Origin of the sequence: Streptomyces sp. NBC_01288, assembly GCF_035982055.1 — a bacterium.
Lineage (GTDB): Bacteria > Actinomycetota > Actinomycetes > Streptomycetales > Streptomycetaceae > Streptomyces.
This window is the reverse complement of record NZ_CP108427.1, coordinates 3,086,622-3,105,430: the sequence shown is the minus strand read 5'-3', so window position 1 is coordinate 3,105,430 and position 18,809 is coordinate 3,086,622. Positions and strand designations below refer to the sequence as shown.

Genomic DNA, 18,809 nt, shown 5'->3' with positions numbered 1-18,809 from the left:
CTCACACTAACGCTCCTGGTTGTAGGTGCTGTCGGAGCCGAAGCCCCGACCGTTCGTTTCACTGCCTTCGCTGCGTCCCCGCTGGACCCCGCGGCGCAGGTTGCTGAGCCTGCCCCGGATGTCCTCGGGAGCGCGGGAGACCTGGGGGCCGCCCTGCGGGGTGCTCTCGGCGGTGCCCTCGACCAGGTTGGCCTTGGGTACCCGCCGCGGCAGGCCGGAGGAGGTGACCCCGCCCGCCTTCGGCTTCTTCAGCGCCGACGCCTGCTGCCAGCGCTCGTCGTTCGCCGAGCGCCAGTCCACGGCTCCGGTGCCGCCGTTCGCGGTGCCGAAGACATCGACCTTGCTCTCCGGCGCCGCTGAGGCCGACGGCCCCGGCTGCGCGGGCTGCGAACCGTTCGTGCGCGTACCGTTCGCGGCCGAACCGCGGCGCGGCAGTCCGGCGTCGGTCAGCGCGTGGACGGCGGAGGGGGCCGGTCCCGGACGCTCGAAGCCTACGTGGTCCCGCTCACTCACGTCAGCGGCCTGTGTGGACTCCGCTTCCGGAGCGTACTGGTCCGGGTACCCGTTGCGGTAACCGTCCTGCTGCGGCCAGTCGTCCTGGTAGGACGGCTCTTCGAAGCCCGAGAACGTCTCCGACCCCGTGGGGTGCTGTGCCGCGTGCTCCTCCTGCGCCGGCTCCGCGTACCCGGGCTCCGGGTAGCCGCCGTTCGACGGGAAGGAGTCGGGGAAGGCGTCGGCCTGCGGCGCGGCGCCGTTCGGTGCGAAGTACTGCTCGTCGTACGAGGGTTGGCGCGGCTCGTCGTACGACGTCTGCTGCTGCTCCTCGTACGCCGGCTGACCGGTGAAGCCGGTCGGCTGGTCCTGGTAGCCCTGCTGGCCGTTGCCGTACGGCTGCTGCTGCGGGGCGTCGAACTCGTTGAACTCGGCGTACTCGCCCGCTTCGAGCTCCTGGCCCGGCTTCTGGGACTCCAGGGCCGCACGGCGCTCCTCGCGCATCAGCGAGCGGCCCACCGGGTCCAGCTCGCGGATGTCGTCCGGCACCTCGGAGTAGCGGGTGTCGTCGAAGCCCAGCTCGGCGGCCGTGCGCATCGGGGCACGGTTGAAGTCCTCGCCCTGGAACTGCTGCTGCGGCTGCTCCGGCATGATCTGCGAGACGGTGAACTCGTCGCGCTGGAGCTGCGACTCACCACCGCCACCGTGCGTGATCGCGTCCGGCAGCATGACCAGCGAGGTTGTACCGGCCTGCTCGCCCGAGGGGCGGAGCTGGACGCGGATGCCGTGCCGGTCGGACAGCCGGCCGACCACGAACAGGCCCATGCGCTGCGAGATCGCGACGTCCACGGTCGGCGGGTTGGCCAGCTTGTGGTTGATGTCCGCGAAGTCCTCGGCGGTGAGGCCGATGCCCTTGTCGTGGATCTCGATCATGACCCGGCCGTCGGGGAGACGGGTGGCCGTCACGCGGACCTTGGTCTGCGGGGAGGAGAACGTCGTCGCGTTCTCCAGCAGCTCGGCGAGCAGGTGCACGAGGTCGGTCACGGCGCGGCCGTGGATCTCGGCCTCCGGGACGCCCGACAGCTCGATGCGCTCGTACTGCTCCACCTCGGAGGAGGCGGCGCGCAGCACGTCGACCAGCGGGACCGGCTGGTCCCAGCGGCGGCCGGGCTCCTCGCCGGCGAGGACCAGGAGGTTCTCGCCGTTACGGCGCATACGGGTCGCGAGGTGGTCCAGACGGAAGAGTGCTTCCAGCTGGTCCGGGTCGGCCTCGTTGTTCTCCAGATCGGTGATCAGGGTCAACTGGCCCTCGATCAACGACTGGTTGCGGCGCGACAGGTTGGTGAAGATCGCGTTGATGTTGCCCCGCAGGAGCGCCTGCTCGGCGGCCAGTCGTACGGCCTCGCGGTGGACCTGGTCGAAGGCTCTGGCGACTTCGCCGATCTCGTCGGTCGTCGTGATCGGGATCGGGGAGATCCGGGTGTCCACGCGTCCGGGGTCGGTGCGCGAGAGCTGGTCGACCAGCATCGGCAGGCGCTGCTCGGCGATGCCGAAGGCGGCGTTGCGCAGCTGGCGCATCGCGCGGCTCATCTGGCGGGCGACGGCACCGGCCAGGATGAAGGCGAGGAGCAGGGCGACGACGACGGCGGCACCGGTGATGATGGCGTCCCGCTTGGCGTTGTCGGCGATGTCCGACGCCTCGCTCACCGCGGTGTCGGCCTTGTCCTCCTCGATCTTGCGGTACGCCTCGTACTTGAGGGTCGTGCCCGCCCACCAGTTCTGCGCGGTGATGCCCTTCTCGGCGAGAGCCGCGCGCGCCGAGGGATCGGTGGTCTGTAGCTGCGACATCGCCGTGATCATGTCGATCGGGTTGGCCGGCGGCGGCACATACGTCTCGTTGGCGGCCTTCGCCTGCGCGGCGGCCTGCTTGACCATGGTCGCGCCGTCGGTCTTGACCTTCGCCATGGCCGTGTTCAGCTTCGCGATGTCCGCGTCGGTACCACCGGCCTGGTACTCCTGGAGGGCGATGCCCTCCAGGTACGCGTACGAGGTGATGGCCGTGCGCTGGGTGGCCAGGCTGCCCTGGCCGGGGCCCGGCTTCACCAGCAGGTGCATGCCGATGGAACGCTCCAGCGAGAGCGCGCCCTTGGCGAGTGCGATGGCGTAGACCGAGCGGCCGTAGCTGGTGATGTTGCCGGTGCCGAGGCCCAGTTCGTTCGAGAACTCAAGGAGCGGGTGCTCCAGGTTCACGTAGGCCTCTTCGGTCTGCACACCCGTGAACTTGGTGGTGTACGCGGCGGCCCGGATGGACGTCAGCTGCGGCTCGACCTTGCGGAAGCGGCTGAGCCGGCGTTCCAGGCCCGACTGGTCCGGCATGTTCTGCGCGGCCTTGTCGAAGGTGTCCGCGGCGTCGTCCGTGGCCTTGCGGGCGGCGACGACCGTGGGGTCCTTCACGCCCTTGCCCAGCAGCAGCGGCGCGGCGGTCGTGTCACGCTCGTTGGTGATCGCGTTGCTGTAGGTCAGGGCCGCCTGCACCAGGCGGGCGGTCTTCTCCGCGTCCTCGGCGTTCTGCCAGGTGTCGATCGAGCTCTTCACCTGGAAGCCGCCCATGACGAGGCCGACCACCACGGGTATGAGCAGGATCGCGTTCAGCCTGGTCGGCACCCGCCAGTTGCGGGGGGAGAAACGGCTGCCGCTGGGAGCGGGTGGCGCCGTGGGCTCCGAGCCTGGCACAGGGGCGGGCGCCGCTCCGCGCGGCGGCGGGGTGAAGTTGCCCCGGGCCGACGGCTCGGGACCGTTCTTGCTTCGCCTCACTCGACCAACAACCTTCCGGCGGTCGGCACCTATCGTCGTGCCGCAGTGTCTCAAGCCCGTCAACGACCTCTGCCTATCAGTACGTCGTTGACTATTGGGCAGTTCAGGCATTCCAGCACGTCAGCCTGCGCGATTCCAAACAGTCGGAACCGCGGATTCCGAGTGATGTAAGCCCCAGATAAAACGGTCATAAAGAGCGAGCCCCGCCAAAAGGCGGGGCTTTGTTAGCGCAGTGGCACCGGATGACCGCGACGCGTTGCGGTACCACCGGATTCCTCTGCCGAAACGTTATGAACACCGGGGCCGACCGTGTCAAAGGCCACAGCCGGCTCCGGGGTGTCTACGACAACTGCCGTATGGCGCTGCCGACTTGAGAACTGCATACAGAGCCCCGTCGCAAGCTACCGCAGCCGGGCCATGAGTGCGTGCTCGACCAGCGTGATCAGCGCACTCTTCGCGTCCGAGCGGTGCCGGGCGTCCGTCGTGATGATCGGTGCGTCCGGACCGATCTGCAGGGCCTCGCGCACCTCCTCCGGGTTGTACGGCTGGTGCCCGTCGAAGCCGTTGAGGGCGATGACGAAGGGCAGCCCGCTGTTCTCGAAGTAGTCGACCGCGGGGAAGCAGTCGGCCAGCCGGCGGGTGTCGACCAGGACGACGGCGCCGATCGCGCCGCGCACCAGGTCGTCCCACATGAACCAGAAGCGGTCCTGACCCGGCGTACCGAAGAGGTACAGGATCAGGTCCTGGTCCAGGGTGATGCGTCCGAAGTCCATGGCCACCGTGGTGGTGGTCTTGTCCCCGGTGTGGGTGAGGTCGTCGATGCCCGCGGACGCGGACGTCATGACGGCCTCCGTGCGCAGCGGGTTGATTTCCGAGACGGCACCCACGAACGTGGTCTTGCCGACGCCGAAGCCACCCGCCACCACGATCTTCGCGGAGGTGGTCGCCCGCCCTCCGTCAGAGCTTGCGAAGTCCACTGAGCACCCTTTCGAGCAGCGTCACGTCCGGTGCGCCGCCGTTGTTCTCGTCGCCGCCCGGCTGGTGGATGGCCACCAGTCCGGCCTCGGCGAGGTCCGCGACGAGGATCCTGGCCACACCGAGGGGCATGGCGAGGAGTGCCGACACCTCGGCCACCGACTTGACCTCGCGGCACAGGTGGCAGATGCGCTGGTGCTCAGGGAGCAGTCCCATCAGCGCTGCCGGGTCGGCCGTGGTGCTGATCAGCGCCTCGATGGCGAGCTGGTAGCGCGGCCTGGTCCGGCCGCCGGTCATCGCATACGGACGGACCAGCGGCTGGTCGCCCTCGTCCCCGTACGGCTCGGCGTACGGGTCGTGAGAGGCGGTGGGCGGGGTCATGAATCCTCCGGGCGGGACAGCAAGTCGGTCGGGCTAGCCGTCTGACAGGGCCGGTGGGGGGATTGTGGCGGCCGGACGGTGATTTGGTGAGACGGGTGGTGCCGGGGCCGGTCAGTGAAGCAGACTGCCCTGGAGTTCGGCGCGCAGGTCCGGTGTGAGGACCGCCCCCGCACGATCGACGAGCAGTGCCATCTCGTAGCCGACGAGACCGATGTCGCACTCGGGGTGCGCGAGCACTGCCAGGGACGAGCCGTCCGAGACGGACATGAGGAAGAGGAATCCCCGTTCCATCTCCACGACCGTCTGTGCCACGTCGCCGCCTTCGAAGATCCGGGATGCCCCGGCCGTCAGCGAGGTGAGCCCGGAGGCCACGGCCGCGAGCTGGTCGGCGCGGTCGCGCGGGAACCCTTCCGACATGGCCAGAAGGAGTCCGTCGGCAGACACGACGACGGTGTGGGACACCCCGGGGGTGTTGTCCACGAAGTTGGTTATCAACCAGTTGAGGTTCTGTGCCGCCTGGCTCATCTGGCTCAACTAACGCTCCTGCTGGTGAGTGGGGCTGGGGAAGCTGCCGGTCTGGCCGGTACCCGTACCGGCCTGTCGACCCTGTGCGATGCCCCGACGGAGATTGGTCAGCCGGCCGCGTACGTCGTCAGGCGCACGGGAGACCTGCGGACCGGTTTGGTGCTGTTGCTGCTGAGCCGTACCCGGGACGAGGTTCGCCCTGGGCACCCGGCGCGGCAGGCCGGAGGTGGTGACGCCGCCCGCGGCCGGTTGCCGTACACGCTCTGCCTGCCGGACGAGGTCGTCGTTCGGCGAGCTGCGCCACGTACCGCCCGTGGGACGTTGGGGGGGTGTCGCCGGAGCCGACGGTGCCTGCGGCTGCGGGGCGGGGGCGGAGCCGTTGGTCTGGCTCTGCTGCTCCGCCTGCTGGCCGTGGAACCAGTTGGTCTCCAGCGTGTCGTACAGCGGCGTCCTGCCGTCACCGGGACCCGTGGCAGGCGGCAACGCCTCGGGCTCCTGGCGGGTGGGACGCTGCGGGGCGGGCGGCCGTTGGGCGCCGAGGTCGGCGCCGTTGCGGTTCCCGTTGACCTGCGGCCGCTCGAACTGCCCGGTGTTCGCGGGGTTCTGACGGTTCGGCAGATTGTGCTGACCGGTGGAGCCGTTGTCAAAGCCGGGTGTCGCGAACTGGCCCGTGGAGCTGGCGTCGTACGCCTGCGGGACGGCGAACTGTCCCGTGTTGGCCGGGTTCGACGGGTTGTTGGCCTGGCTCGACGGGCCGCTCGGCGGGGTGCCGAAGACGTCCGAGCGGACGAACTGGCCGCCGTTCTGCGGGGAGTTGGCACCGGGATGCGGGGTGTCGAACTCGGGCCGCGGGAACGAGCCGGTGTCCTGCGGTCCGCTCGTACCCGGCCGCGGGAACTGCCCGCCGCCCTGCGATCCGTTCGCCCCGGGACGCGCGAACTGCCCTGTGTCCTGAGGTCCGTTGCCGCCCTGGCGGGGGAACGAGCCGGTGTTCTGGGACCCGTTGGCGCCGGGACGCGGGAACTGGCCGGTGTTCTGCTGCCCGTTGGTGCCCGGGCGCGGGAACTGGCCGCTGTCCTGCGCGTCGAGGCGCGGTATCGCCGGCATCTCCGTCGTGGCCGCGGGGCCCTGGCGGTCGTCGACGCGCGGCATCCGGGAGGTCTGCTCGGCGTCCCGCTCGTCGTGACCGCGCGGGGCGTCGAGGTTGCCGCGGCCCAGCGGGGGCTGCGCGTTCTCGTCGCTCCAGCTCGGACGCTGGTTGTTGTTGCCGCCGGGCAGCTCGGCCCGCGCACCGCCGCGCGGCGGGAGCTGCGGCTGACGGCCACGCCGCCGGCCACCACCGCGGGGCGGCTCGGGCTCGTCGTTGCTCGTGCGCTGCGGCGGCACCGGGTTGCCCTGCGGCGGGGGTCCGCCGAAGGCGTCCTGGCGACCGTCGCCGAAGCCCTGCGGAGTACTCGTACCGGCCGCCTGCATACCCTGCGGGGCGCCCGGGGCCTGGCCGAAGAGACCGGCACCGGAACCCGCGGCCGGACGGCCCTGCGGCGCCGAGGGACCCTGAGGCCCACGCGCACCGCCCGGACCACCGGGACCGCCGGGTCCACCCGGACGTCCACCACCCGTACCGGGCAGCGCGGCCCGCGGGCCCTGACCGGCACCGACCTGGCTGCGCGGAGCGGCCCCGGCACCGAGAAGTCCACCGTTGCCACCGGCGGGCGCACCCGCGCCGAGCGCGGAACCACCCTGGCCGTTGCCCCGGCGGGCCGCACCGGCACCGGCCGCGGCAGCCGCCGCGGCAGAGCCGACGGCGGCCTGACCGGGCTTGCCCGGAGCGGGCTTCTTGCCGCCCTGGGCGACGTCGACGGGGAGCATGACCAGCGCGGTCGTACCACCGGAGTCGGAGGGCCGGAGCTGGATGCGGATGCCGTGGCGCTGCGAGAGGCGGCCGACCACGAACAGACCCATGCGGCGGGAGACCGAGACGTCCACGGTGGGCGGCGAGGCGAGCCGCTCGTTGATCGCCGCGAGGTCCTCGGGGGAGAGGCCGATACCGGTGTCGTGGATCTCGATCAGGACGCGGCCGTCGGGCAGCGCGTGACCGGTGACCTTGACCTTGGTCTGCGGCGAGGAGAAGGAGGTCGCGTTCTCCAGCAGCTCGGCGAGGAGGTGCACGAGGTCGTTGACCACACGGCCGGCCACTTCGGTGGTCGGCACGGAGGAGAGCTCGATGCGCTCGTACTGCTCCACCTCGGAGGCGGCGGCGCGGAGCACGTCGACCAGCGGGACCGGACGGGTCCAGCGGCGGCCGGGCTCCTCACCGGCGAGGACCAGGAGGTTCTCACCGTTACGGCGCATGCGGGTCGCGAGGTGGTCGAGCTTGAAGAGCGAGGACAGCTGGTCAGGGTCGGCCTCGCGGGACTCCAGCTCGGAGATGAGCGAGAGCTGACGCTGGATGAGGCCCTGGGAGCGGCGCGAGAGGTTGGTGAACATCGCGTTGACGTTGCCCCGCAGCATGGCCTGCTCGGAGGCGAGGCGGACGGCCTCGCGGTGCACGTCGTCGAAGGCCGAGGCCACCTGGCCGATCTCGTCCCGGGAGTGCACACCGACCGACTCCACGGACGTGTCGACGTCCTGCGGGTCGGACTCGGACAGCTGCCGGACCAGCTCGGGCAGCCGGTCCTGGGCGACCTTGTTGGCGGTCTCCTGGAGGCGGCGCAGCGAGCGGATCATGGACCGGGCGATGACGAAGGCGCCGACGAGGGAGACGCCGAGCACGAGCAGGATCAGCGCACCGGAGATGATCGCCTCGCGCTCGGAGGCGGAGCGCAGCTCGCGGGCCTTCTGTTCCATGTCCTCAAGCAGCGTGTGCTCGATCTTCTTCATCTGCTCGATCTTGGTCGAGCTGTCGTCCACCCAGTCCTTGTAGGACCGCTTGTCCAGCGAGGCCAGGCCGTTCTGGTTGTCGAGGACACGCTGGGCGTAGGTGTCGGCCGACTCGATGGTCGGGTTGCCGTCCTCGATGGGCGAGATGAGGTCCTCGGCGCCCTGGTTGCCGTAGATGTTGCGGAAGATGCTCAGTTCCGACTTCTCGCTCTCCAGAGCGGAGTCGGCGTAGAGCCGGTCGTTGGAGGAGAGAGTGCCGACCTGCGTGTTGTTGTTCGGCAGGGCCGCCGCGATCACCGCGCGCTGCACGGAGGAGAACTCCTTGGCGGCGGAGAAGGCCGCCAGGGCGCGGGTGCGCTGGATCATCTCCGGGTTGCTGGTGGCCTCCGCCATGTCCTGCGAGAGGTCCAGCAGCTGGCTGATCAGCCGGTGGTAGGCGTCGACCGTCTGCGTCGAGTTGCCCTTCGACTGGTACGCCGTCTTGCGGATCTTGTCGAGGTTGTCCAGCTCGGTCGCGAGACCGACCAGGCTCTCCCGGACACCCTGGAGGTTGCCGCTCTTGCTGGCGCTGTCGACCTCTTCCGAGGCGTTGATGAAGTTGTCGCGGGCGCGGTCGGTCTTGTCCTCGTAGCCCTTGACCTCGTAGTCGGTGGCCTTGCCACCGTGCGAGAGGGGACCGGCCGACTGGTCGCGCTCCTCCTGGAGCGCGGTGGCCAGCTCGGTGGCCTGCTTGGTCATGTCCGTCAGCAGCTTCATGTTGTCGAGCTGCTGGATGTCGGTCATGGAGTCGCTGATGCGCAGAGCGCCCAGCGAGGTGGCCGCGACCACCGGGAGCGCGAGCAGCGAGACCAGGCGCGTGGAGATGCGCCAGTTACGCAGAGCGACGCGCGGTCCGGGTCCTGGTGCGCCCGACGGCGGCTTCACCGAGGGCGTGGGGGTCGGGGCTGCGGACACGCCGGGGCGCCCGGGGCCTCCACCGTCGCCTGACGGCGCCGGGCCCGGGTTCTGGGCGTGCTGGGGCGAGGAGCTGCCGGTCTTGGGGCCAGCCCCGCCATGCGGCTCCGGCTCCGCCGAAGCACTGCCATCCCTCTTGAAACGTCCCTGCACTAGCGTCGCAACCTCTGGACCAGGCGCCCCTCCGCGCGAACGGAAGGACGGTGTCGGCGTCTTAGGGAGCGCCCTGAACGCGCCCCCCAGTGTGTGGTCGTGAGTGACCGGCGCTGCTCCCCCTTCCGCCGCCCCTGGCGCTGCGTTGCGCCCTCTGCGCGCCGGGCTGATTCTGCGGCGGTCCGTGGAATTCCAGCACAGTGCCGGATCTCCAACAAGGCCCGTAGGCCAGGCTGTGACCTGTGTGACACCGCGTGAGGGGTGCGTCACGAGACGTAGAAAGCTATTCACTCCAAAGGGGGCATATCCCCACGACCCCTGGGGGCATGCCAGGTGCCCAAGTCGCCATGATCAGGAGCGGAATGACAGCTTCAAGGGGGCAATGTCCGTTTCGTTGAGGTGAGTTGGGGGTCCGAATTGGACGCTTTGCCCATACGGCCGTGAGCAAACTCACACCCAGATCAGGGGCCCTTCGCGTCTTCGGCCGGGAATTGGATGTTTAGCCTGACGCTTTACATGAGGGCACATACTGCCAACCACCCACCCACGGACGACGAGGGTCGAGTACAACAGTGAAGACCACGATGATGTTCCGCAACATTGCCAACCCGCGACGCACGACGCTGGCGCACCTCACGGACGCCGAGCCGCTGCAGACGCCGGAGCTGCAGGAACACTCGCTCGACCTGCCGGCCCAGACGGCCAACCCGCGCCGCACCATCCTCATGGAGATCCCGGTCACCGCCGCCGCGGAGTAATCGCGCGAGGAGGGGCCCCGCACCGCGCTAGCCTGGAGCGTCAGACTCCAGCCAGCTCAGTGAGGGGCGCCAGGATCCCGTGCGCATCGCCAGATTCTCCATCGACGGGAACGTCGCCTTCGGCGCGGTCGAGGGCGACAAGCCGGACGAGCTCGTCCTCGACATCATCAAGGGCATCCCGTTCGCGGACTTCGAACTCTCCGGTACGAAGGTCCCGCTCAGCAAGGTCAGGCTGCTGCCGCCGGTCCTCCCGAACAAGGTCGTCGCCTACGGCCGCAACTACGCCGAGCACGCCCGCGAACTGGGCAACGAGGTGCCGGACGTCCCCTTCGCCTTCTTCAAGCCGTCCACCTCGGTGATCGGCTCCGGCGACGACATCCAGTACCCCTCCTTCACCGAGGACCTCCACCACGAGGCCGAACTGGCCGTCGTCATCGGACGGATGTGCCGCGAGGTCCCGCGCGAGCGCGTCAAGGACGTCATCCTCGGCTACACCTGCGCCAACGACATCACCGCGCGGGACGTCCAGAAGCGCGAGAAGCAGTGGGCCCGGGCCAAGGGCTTCGACACCTCCTGCCCGCTCGGCCCCTGGGTGGAGACGGACCTCGACCCGAGCGACCTCACCATCCAGCTCACGGTCAACGGACAGCAGCGCCAGCTCGGCCGCACCAGCGAGATGATCCACTCGATCGAGGACCTGATCGTCAACATCACCGAGGCCATGACGCTGCTCCCCGGCGACGTGATCCTCACGGGCACCCCGGCAGGCGTCGGACCGCTCACCGTCGGCGACGAGGTCGCCGTCTCCATCGAAGGCATCGGCACTCTCACGAACAAGGTTGTCAAGCGTGGCTAGCGCACCCGTACGCGTCCGTTTCTGCCCCTCGCCGACCGGCAACCCGCACGTGGGCCTGGTCCGCACCGCCCTGTTCAACTGGGCGTTCGCCAAGCACCACCAGGGCACTCTGGTCTTCCGCATCGAGGACACCGACGCGGCCCGCGACTCCGAGGAGTCGTACGACCAGCTGCTCGACTCGCTGCGCTGGCTGGGCTTCGACTGGGACGAGGGCCCCGAGGTCGGCGGCCCGCACGCGCCGTACCGCCAGTCGCAGCGCATGGACATCTACAAGGACGTCGCGCGGCAGCTCCAGGACGCCGGCCGCGCCTACCACTGCTACTGCTCCACGGCGGAGCTGGACGCCCGCCGCGACGCCGCCCGCGCCGCCGGCAAGCCGTCCGGCTACGACGGCCACTGCCGCGACCTGAGCGCCGAGCAGGTCGACGCCTACAAGGCCGAGGGCCGTACGCCGATCGTCCGGTTCCGGATGCCCGACGAGACGATCACCTTCACGGACCTGGTCCGCGGCGAGCTGACGTTCACCGCGGAGAACGTGCCGGACTACGGCATCGTCCGGGCCAACGGCGCCCCGCTGTACACGCTGGTCAACCCGGTCGACGACGCCCTGATGGAGATCACCCACGTCCTGCGCGGCGAGGACCTGCTCTCCTCCACCCCGCGCCAGATCGCCCTCTACAAGGCGCTGATCGACCTGGGCGTCGCCAAGCGGATCCCCTCCTTCGGGCACCTGCCGTACGTGATGGGCGAGGGCAACAAGAAGCTCTCCAAGCGTGACCCGGAGTCCTCGCTCAACCTCTACAGGGAGCGCGGGTTCCTGCCCGAGGGACTGCTCAACTACCTTTCCCTGCTGGGCTGGTCGCTCGCCGCCGACCGGGACGTCTTCTCGATGGACGAGATGGTCGCGGCCTTCGAGATCTCCGACGTGAACCCCAACCCGGCGCGCTTCGACCTGAAGAAGTGCGAGGCGATCAACGCCGACCACATCCGCCTGCTCGACGTGAAGGACTTCACCGAGCGCTGCGCCCCCTGGCTCCAGGCCCCGTTCGCCCCCTGGGCGCCTGAGGACTTCGACGAGGCCAAGTGGCAGGCGGTCGCGCCGCACGCGCAGACCCGCCTGAAGGTGTTGTCGGAGATCACGGACAACGTCGACTTCCTGTTCCTGGCCGAGCCGGTCGAGGACGAGGCGTCCTGGACGAAGGCGATGAAGGAGGGCTCGGACGCTCTTCTCCGCACGGCCCGCGAGAAGCTGGAGTCCGCGGACTGGACCTCGGCCGAGGCCCTCAAGGAGGCCGTCCTGGCCGCCGGTGAGACCCACGGCCTCAAGCTCGGCAAGGCGCAGGCCCCGGTCCGCGTCGCCGTCACCGGCCGCACGATCGGCCTGCCGCTCTTCGAGTCCCTGGAGATCCTCGGCAAGGAGAAGACCCTCGCCAGGATCGACGCGGCCCTCGCCAAGCTGGCCGCGTAACGCACGCACGCGTGAAGGGGCGGCAGCCGCAGCGGCCTGCCGTCCCTTCGGCGTTGTCAGTGCGGGGCGTTAGGGTTCCGGATCATTGAAGATCGTTCAGGAAAGGCACCTTTCATGCCGATGACCGCTCGTGACTACACCTGGCTGTTCACGCCGGGCAGCGAGTTCAGGGAGGACGAGACCGGCACGGTCGGCGTGATCCACCTCGTCGACGGCGGCCGACTCTGGCTCCCCACCGGCCAGGTGATCGCCTGCGACCCCTTCGTCGGCCTCGGCCAGGGCGAGGCAGAACCCTTCACGGTCGCCGTGGACCCCGGCCACTACCGCGTCGAAGCGGCCGTCGCCACCCTCACCCGGCCCGATCAACTCCCGTCCGACGACCCGCACTTGCGCGTGGCCGCCGCCCGCCTGGTCATACGGGACGAGCCCACCGCCGGCTGGGAACTCGCCCTCCAGCCCGGCCAGGACCTCGCCGATCTCACCGAGGACGAGTTCTACGGCTACGGCGTCGACGCCGGCACGGGCGCGTTCTACGACGCGTCGGTCGACGGCTCCTTCCCGGAGTGCGAGGGCGACGAGGGCCCGCTGTGGGACGCCTTCGAGCAGAGCAAGTGGGCCCCGGGACCCCACCTGATCACCGCCCCCGACACCGGGCACAACCTGGCCGCCTTCACCTCCGGCTGGGGCGACGGCGCCTACCCCACCTGGATCGGCCGGACGGCGGCCGGTGAAGTCACCTGCTTCGTCACGGACTTCTTCGTCGTCCCCGTGTGACGGCGGGCCGGGGGCAGACGCGCCCCCGGGGCCCGGGTTACCGTCGGATCATGACCATTCGGGCCGTTGTCTGGGACGTCGACGACACTCTGTTCGACTACACGGGTGCGGACCGCGCGGCCATGCGCGAGCACCTGCTGGCCGAGGGACTGGCCGACGGGCACGAGAGCCTGGCGGACGCCCTGGAGCGCTGGCGGGTGGCCACCGAGTTCCACTGGGCGCGCTTCTCGGCCGGCGAGGTCTCGTTCGAGGGACAGCGGCTGGACCGCGTCCGGCTGTTCCTGGACCGGGAGTTGACCGACGCCGAGGCCGAGGACTGGTTCCAGCGCTACAAGGCCCACTACGAGACCTCCTGGACCCTCTTCCCGGACGTCCTGCCCGTCCTGGACGCCCTCGCGGCCACCCACCGGCACGCCGTCCTCTCCAACTCCAGCCTCACCGTCCAGGACCGGAAACTGCGCGCCCTCGGTGTGTACGACCGCTTCGAGACCGTCCTGTGCGCGGCCGAGCTGGGCGTCTCCAAACCCGAGGCCGGCGCCTTCCTGGCGGCCTGCGAGGCGCTGGAACTGCCGCCGCACGAGGTGGCGTATGTCGGAGATCACCCCGAGATCGACTGGCGCGGTGCCGCGGACGCCGGACTGCTGTCCGTGTGGATCGACCGGCATGGTGGGCACACCCCTGGTGAGGCCCTCGTGGGGCGGCACCGGATCGCCTCGCTCGCCGAACTCCCCGCGCTCCTCGGCGCTGATACCCGTTTTGGAGCCCCGTCCACCTTCAGGTAATGTTCTTCCTGCGCCGCCGGAGAACAGACCGCAAGGTCGGCTACCTGGAGGCGAACGCTAGAACAAGATCCCGACACGGATTGAGTCTTAGTGGCCTATGGTGTAATTGGCAGCACGACGGTTTCTGGTTCCGTTAGTCTAGGTTCGAGTCCTGGTAGGCCAGCTCGCAGAGCTCATCTGCAACCGCAGAGGTCAACTCTGCAAGGCCCCCGTTGTGTAGCGGCCTAGCACGCTGCCCTCTCACGGCAGTAGCGCCGGTTCGAATCCGGTCGGGGGTACAGATCCTTCCCAGGAAGGTGGTCGGGTCGCACCCGCCGCCTCTCATGCAGGATCGCTAGGGCCCCCGTTGTGTAGCGGCCTAGCACGCTGCCCTCTCACGGCAGTAGCGCCGGTTCGAATCCGGTCGGGGGTACGCTTTACCTTGAATCACCTTGGTCTATGGTGTAATTGGCAACACTACGGTTTCTGGTACCGTCATTCTAGGTTCGAGTCCTGGTAGACCAGCTTTGATCTGCGGAAACGTACGATCTGGGCCCCCGTTGTGTAGCGGCCTAGCACGCTGCCCTCTCACGGCAGTAGCGCCGGTTCGAATCCGGTCGGGGGTACGTACAGGGAAGACCCTCCACTTCGGTGGGGGGTCTTTCGCGTTGTCCGTCCCGTGCGTCAACTCGGTGTGTTCCACCAGGAGTTGGGGGCCGGACAGGACGAAGGACCTGCCGCGGCGTTGAGGCAGGTCCTCCTTGAGATGTTCCCGGCGCGGATCAGCCGGTGCGGCGCAGGGCCTCGGAGAGGCGGGCGGCGGCGTCGATGACCGCCTGGGCGTGCATACGGCCCGGGTGGCGCGTCAGGCGTTCGATGGGACCGGAGACGGACACGGCGGCCACCACGCGGTTCGAGGGGCCGCGCACCGGCGCGGAGACGGACGCGACGCCCGGCTCCCGCTCGCCGATCGACTGGGCCCAGCCCCGGCGCCGTACGCCCGAGAGGGCCGTGGCGGTGAAGCGGGCGCCCTGGAGGCCGCGGTGCAGGCGCTCCGGCTCCTCCCAGGCCATCAGGATCTGCGCGGACGAACCGGCTTTCATCGTGAGCGTCGAACCGACCGGGACCGTGTCCCGCAGTCCGGACAGACGTTCCGCCGCGGCGACGCAGATGCGCATGTCGCCCTGGCGGCGGTAGAGCTGCGCGCTCTCGCCCGTGAGGTCCCGCAGGTGTGTGAGCACCGGGCCCGCCGTGGCGAGCAGACGGTCCTCGCCGGCGGCCGCGGCCAGTTCGGCGAGACGGGGGCCGAGAATGAACCGGCCCTGCATGTCGCGCGCCACCATGCGGTGGTGTTCCAAAGCCACGGCCAGCCGGTGTGCCGTGGGTCGTGCCAGCCCGGTCGCCGCGACCAGACCCGCGAGGGTGGCCGGACCGGACTCCAGAGCGCCCAGGACAAGGGCTGCCTTGTCCAGGACGCCGACGCCGCTACTGTTGTCCATGAAACGATACTCGCGTCTCACTCTGTGAAACGCAAGTTCCTTTTTTCGTGAGACGCGCAACTCTTGTAGGCACAGCGGCCCGCGGACCAACGGGCCAGGCGGCGGCTGCCCGTGAACCAGGGGTGCGAGCGCCGTCTCCTCAAGATCTCTAGTTGGGCCGGCGCTGTTTCGCCGGCCGGAGGGAAAGCGATGGGTAGGACACTCGCGGAGAAGGTCTGGGACGACCATGTCGTCCGGCGCGCCGAGGGCGAGCCCGACCTCCTCTTCATCGATCTGCACCTGCTGCACGAGGTGACCAGCCCGCAGGCCTTCGACGGTCTCCGTCAGGCGGGCCGTCCGGTGCGGCGCCTCGACCTCACCATCGCCACCGAGGATCACAACACCCCGACCCTCGACATCGACAAGCCCATCGCGGACCCGGTCTCGCGCGTCCAACTGGAGACGCTGCGCAAGAACGCGGCCGACTTCGGCGTGCGCCTGCACTCCCTGGGCGACGTCGAGCAGGGTGTCGTGCACGTCGTAGGACCGCAGCTGGGGCTGACCCAGCCCGGTACCACGGTCGTGTGCGGTGACTCCCACACCTCCACCCACGGCGCCTTCGGCGCGCTGGCGTTCGGCATCGGCACTTCCCAGGTGGAGCACGTGCTGGCCACCCAGACGCTGCCGCTGGCCCGCCCGAAAACCATGGCCATCACGGTCGACGGCGAACTGCCCGACGGCGTCACCGCCAAGGACCTGATCCTCGCGATCATCGCGAAGATCGGCACCGGCGGCGGCCAGGGCTACATCCTCGAATACCGCGGCTCCGCCATCGAGAAGCTCTCGATGGAAGCCCGCATGACCATCTGCAACATGTCGATCGAGGCCGGCGCCCGCGCGGGCATGATCGCCCCCGACGAGACCACCTTCGAGTACATCAAGGGCCGCGCCCACGCCCCCGAGGGCGAGGACTGGGACGCCGCCGTCGCGTACTGGAAGACCCTGAAGACCGACGCGGACGCGGAGTTCGACGCCGAGGTCGTCATCGACGGTCCCTCGCTGGCGCCGTTCGTCACCTGGGGCACCAACCCCGGTCAGGGCGCGCCGCTTTCGGCGTCCGTCCCCGATCCGGCTTCGTACGAAGACGCTTCGGAGCGCTTCGCCGCCGAAAAGGCCCTGGAATACATGGGGTTGGAGGCCGGCCAGCCGCTGCGCGACATCAAGGTCGACACCGTCTTCGTAGGTTCGTGCACCAACGGCCGTATCGAGGACCTGCGTGCGGCCGCCTCGATCGTCGAGGGACGCAAAGTCGCCGACGGCGTACGGATGCTGGTCGTCCCGGGCTCCGCGCGGGTCGGTCTCCAGGCCGTCTCGGAGGGCCTGGACGTCGTGTTCAAGGAGGCCGGTGCCGAATGGCGGCACGCGGGCTGCTCGATGTGCCTGGGCATGAACCCGGACCAGTTGGCGCCCGGTGAGCGCTCCGCGTCCACCTCCAACCGCAACTTCGAGGGCAGGCAGGGCAAGGGCGGCCGTACGCACCTCGTCTCGCCGCAGGTCGCCGCCGCGACCGCCGTGCTGGGTCACCTGGCCTCGCCCGCCGACCTGTCCGACGCCCCTGTGCCCGCTGGAGTCTGAGAGTCATGGAAGCATTCACCACGCACACCGGCCGGGCCGTCCCGCTGCGCCGCAGCAACGTGGACACCGACCAGATCATCCCCGCCCACTGGCTCAAGAAGGTGACCAGGGACGGCTTCGAGGACGGGCTCTTCGAGGCCTGGCGCAAGGACGAGAACTTCGTCCTCAACCGCCCCGAGCGCAAGGGCGCGACGGTCCTGGTGGCCGGCCCCGACTTCGGTACCGGCTCCTCGCGTGAGCACGCCGTGTGGGCGCTGCAGAACTACGGTTTCAAGGCCGTCATCTCCTCCCGGTTCGCCGACATCTTCCGCGGCAACTCGCTCAAGAACGGCCTGCTCACGGTGGTTCTGGAGCAGAAGATCGTGGACGCGTTGCAGGATCTCACCGAGAAGGACCCGCAGGCCGAGGTCACGGTCGACCTGGAGGCCCGCGAGGTGCGCGCCGAAGGCATCACAGCCGCCTTCGAGCTCGACGAGAACGCCCGCTGGCGGCTGTTGAACGGCCTGGACGACATCTCCATCACCCTCCAGAACGAGGGCGACATCGCCACGTACGAGGCCAAGCGCCCCTCGTACAAGCCGCGGACGGTCCAGGTCTGACCCGAAGGACCTCACGAGGCCTTCCCCGAGTCGAGATTCGGCCACGCGACACCCCGTCTGTACCCCCGATCGCCACGATTGGGGGTACAGCCATGTCTGCACCCGAACGGCCCTGCGCGCCTGCAACGCTTTGCTCAACTTCCCATGTTAGACAGGGTGTTGACGGGGTACGTGCAGCTTTGAGCCAAGGCTGCCGCCGGACCCCTGAAGGCTGTTTGAGGCACCAGTTGCTACCCCCGCAGGCGACAACTCGCCCCAGATGGCACAATCTGTGCATGGAACACGACGGCCAACTCAAGCTCTATGCGGCAGTCGCGGACCAACTCAAAGAAGCGCACACAAGGGTGCGCGCACTGCAAGTCCCGGAGGGCGTACGGATGGCGCTGGCCCGGAAGCTGCTGGTCATTACGGCCGCGGCCAAGCACGATCTCGCCGACGCGACAAGGCGGCTGGACCGGTTCACAGAGGACCTCGACGCGGGTCGATTCCCGGAAGAGGAACGCTGAAACAAGTCCAGGACAGTCGAGTTCGTTGCGGCGCACGGGTGATTAGCCCGTTTCGTGTTTGATTTGCGGTATATATCTGCCTAACGTGCGAAAAAGCCGGAGCAGTTTCGTTCCGGCAATGTCTCCGAAGGGGAAGACGTGAACAAGGCGCAGCTCGTAGAAGCGATTGCGGACAAGGTCGGTGGCCGTCAGCAGGCCGCCGAGGCGGTCGACGCGGTTCTGGACGCGGTCGTCCGTGCCGTCGTCAATGGGGACCGGGTTTCGGTCACCGGCTTCGGTTCGTTCGAGAAGGTCGACCGTCCGGCCCGTTACGCCCGCAACCCCCAGACGGGCGAGCGGGTTCGGGTCAAGAAGACCTCCGTGCCGCGCTTCCGCGCGGGCCAGGGTTTCAAGGACCTGGTGAGCGGCTCGAAGAAGCTCCCGCGCGGTGGCGAGGTCGCCGTCAAGAAGGCGCCCAAGGGCAGCCTGAGCGGCACCGCCTCGGCGACGGTCAAGAAGGCCGCGGCCAAGAAGACCACCGCCAAGAAGGCGTCTGCCGCCAAGAAGACCGTGGCGAAGAAGACGGTCGCCAAGAAGACCGTCGCGAAGAAGGCCACGGCCAAGAAGGCCACCGCCAAGAAGACCACGGCGACGGCCAAGAAGACGGCGGCCAAGAAGGCCACCGGCACCGCCACGAAGGCGACGGCCAAGAAGGCCCCCGCCAAGAAGTCGGCGACGCGCAAGACCACCGCCAAGAAGGCCACCACCCGCTAGTCACGGGGCGCAAGGGCACTCACGCGCCGGGCCGGACTCCCTCTGGG

General features: G+C 69.2%; 15 protein-coding genes and 5 tRNA genes. 14 read left to right on the top strand and 6 right to left on the bottom strand.

Annotation, left to right across the window (positions count from 1 at the left end; genetic code table 11):
* Positions 1-6: 6 nt before the first annotated feature.
* From OG194_RS13275 to OG194_RS13255, 5 genes are all read right to left on the bottom strand, one after another.
* Positions 7-3,306: a sensor histidine kinase gene (locus OG194_RS13275; protein ID WP_327401072.1), complete on the bottom strand. Its 3,300-nt coding sequence runs from the start codon at positions 3,304-3,306 to the stop codon at positions 7-9.
* A 401-nt stretch (positions 3,307-3,707) separates the two neighbouring features.
* Positions 3,708-4,283: a GTP-binding protein gene (locus OG194_RS13270; protein WP_006375318.1), complete on the bottom strand. Its 576-nt coding sequence runs from the start codon at positions 4,281-4,283 to the stop codon at positions 3,708-3,710.
* Positions 4,264-4,662, bottom strand: a complete 399-nt coding sequence (locus tag OG194_RS13265; protein ID WP_019058642.1) for a DUF742 domain-containing protein — start codon at positions 4,660-4,662, stop codon at positions 4,264-4,266. Before OG194_RS13265 ends, OG194_RS13270 begins: the two co-directional genes overlap by 20 nt.
* Before the next feature lie 111 nt (positions 4,663-4,773).
* Positions 4,774-5,187 carry a roadblock/LC7 domain-containing protein gene (locus tag OG194_RS13260; protein ID WP_005479910.1) on the bottom strand — a complete coding sequence of 138 codons (414 nt, stop codon included), beginning with the start codon at positions 5,185-5,187 and terminating at the stop codon, positions 4,774-4,776.
* 9 nt (positions 5,188-5,196) lie between these two features.
* Positions 5,197-9,174, bottom strand: coding sequence for a sensor histidine kinase (locus tag OG194_RS13255; protein ID WP_327401071.1), 3,978 nt, complete (start codon positions 9,172-9,174; stop codon positions 5,197-5,199).
* Between the two features lie 572 nt (positions 9,175-9,746).
* Here OG194_RS13255 and OG194_RS13250 point away from each other — a divergent pair.
* The 10 genes from OG194_RS13250 to OG194_RS13205 all read left to right on the top strand — a co-directional run bounded on the left by OG194_RS13250 (position 9,747) and on the right by OG194_RS13205 (position 14,417).
* Positions 9,747-9,932, top strand: a complete 186-nt coding sequence (locus OG194_RS13250) for a hypothetical protein (RefSeq protein WP_019058645.1) — start codon at positions 9,747-9,749, stop codon at positions 9,930-9,932.
* 79 nt (positions 9,933-10,011) lie between these two features.
* Positions 10,012-10,788, top strand: coding sequence for a fumarylacetoacetate hydrolase family protein (locus tag OG194_RS13245; protein ID WP_019058646.1), 777 nt, complete (start codon positions 10,012-10,014; stop codon positions 10,786-10,788).
* The gene (gene gltX / locus OG194_RS13240) at positions 10,772-12,256 is read left to right on the top strand and encodes a glutamate--tRNA ligase (RefSeq protein ID WP_327401070.1); all 1,485 of its coding nucleotides are present in this window, start codon (positions 10,772-10,774) and stop codon (positions 12,254-12,256) included. Before OG194_RS13245 ends, gltX begins: the two co-directional genes overlap by 17 nt.
* 114 nt (positions 12,257-12,370) lie before the next feature.
* Positions 12,371-13,030, top strand: coding sequence for a DUF4241 domain-containing protein (locus OG194_RS13235; RefSeq protein ID WP_327401069.1), 660 nt, complete (start codon positions 12,371-12,373; stop codon positions 13,028-13,030).
* Between the two features lie 50 nt (positions 13,031-13,080).
* A complete protein-coding gene (locus OG194_RS13230; protein WP_327401068.1) occupies positions 13,081-13,812 on the top strand; it encodes an HAD family hydrolase in 732 nt (243 codons plus the stop codon).
* A 91-nt stretch (positions 13,813-13,903) separates the two neighbouring features.
* Positions 13,904-13,975: transfer RNA gene (locus OG194_RS13225), tRNA-Gln, on the top strand.
* A gap of 42 nt (positions 13,976-14,017) precedes the next feature.
* Positions 14,018-14,090: transfer RNA gene (locus tag OG194_RS13220), tRNA-Glu, on the top strand.
* 61 nt (positions 14,091-14,151) lie between these two features.
* Positions 14,152-14,224: transfer RNA gene (locus OG194_RS13215), tRNA-Glu, on the top strand.
* 20 nt (positions 14,225-14,244) lie between these two features.
* Positions 14,245-14,316, top strand: a tRNA-Gln gene (locus tag OG194_RS13210).
* 28 nt (positions 14,317-14,344) lie between these two features.
* Positions 14,345-14,417: transfer RNA gene (locus OG194_RS13205), tRNA-Glu, on the top strand.
* Between the two features lie 156 nt (positions 14,418-14,573).
* Here OG194_RS13205 and ndgR read toward each other — a convergent pair.
* Positions 14,574-15,290 carry an IclR family transcriptional regulator NdgR gene (ndgR, locus tag OG194_RS13200; protein ID WP_327401067.1) on the bottom strand — a complete coding sequence of 239 codons (717 nt, stop codon included), beginning with the start codon at positions 15,288-15,290 and terminating at the stop codon, positions 14,574-14,576.
* Positions 15,291-15,479: 189 nt separating this feature from the next.
* Here ndgR and leuC point away from each other — a divergent pair, with 189 nt between their 5' ends.
* The 4 genes from leuC (at position 15,480) to OG194_RS13180 (ending at position 18,762) form a co-directional block, all read left to right on the top strand.
* The gene (gene leuC, locus OG194_RS13195; RefSeq protein ID WP_327401066.1) at positions 15,480-16,904 is read left to right on the top strand and encodes a 3-isopropylmalate dehydratase large subunit; all 1,425 of its coding nucleotides are present in this window, start codon (positions 15,480-15,482) and stop codon (positions 16,902-16,904) included.
* Positions 16,905-16,909: 5 nt separating this feature from the next.
* Complete coding sequence (gene leuD / locus OG194_RS13190; protein ID WP_327401065.1) at positions 16,910-17,503, top strand: 3-isopropylmalate dehydratase small subunit; 594 nt, start codon at positions 16,910-16,912, stop codon at positions 17,501-17,503.
* Positions 17,504-17,778: 275 nt separating this feature from the next.
* Positions 17,779-18,009 (top strand): hypothetical protein, encoded by a 231-nt coding sequence (locus tag OG194_RS13185; protein ID WP_033282690.1) that lies wholly within the window; start codon positions 17,779-17,781, stop codon positions 18,007-18,009.
* A gap of 138 nt (positions 18,010-18,147) precedes the next feature.
* The gene (locus OG194_RS13180; RefSeq protein ID WP_327401064.1) at positions 18,148-18,762 is read left to right on the top strand and encodes an HU family DNA-binding protein; all 615 of its coding nucleotides are present in this window, start codon (positions 18,148-18,150) and stop codon (positions 18,760-18,762) included.
* The last annotated feature ends 47 nt before the right edge of the window (positions 18,763-18,809 follow it).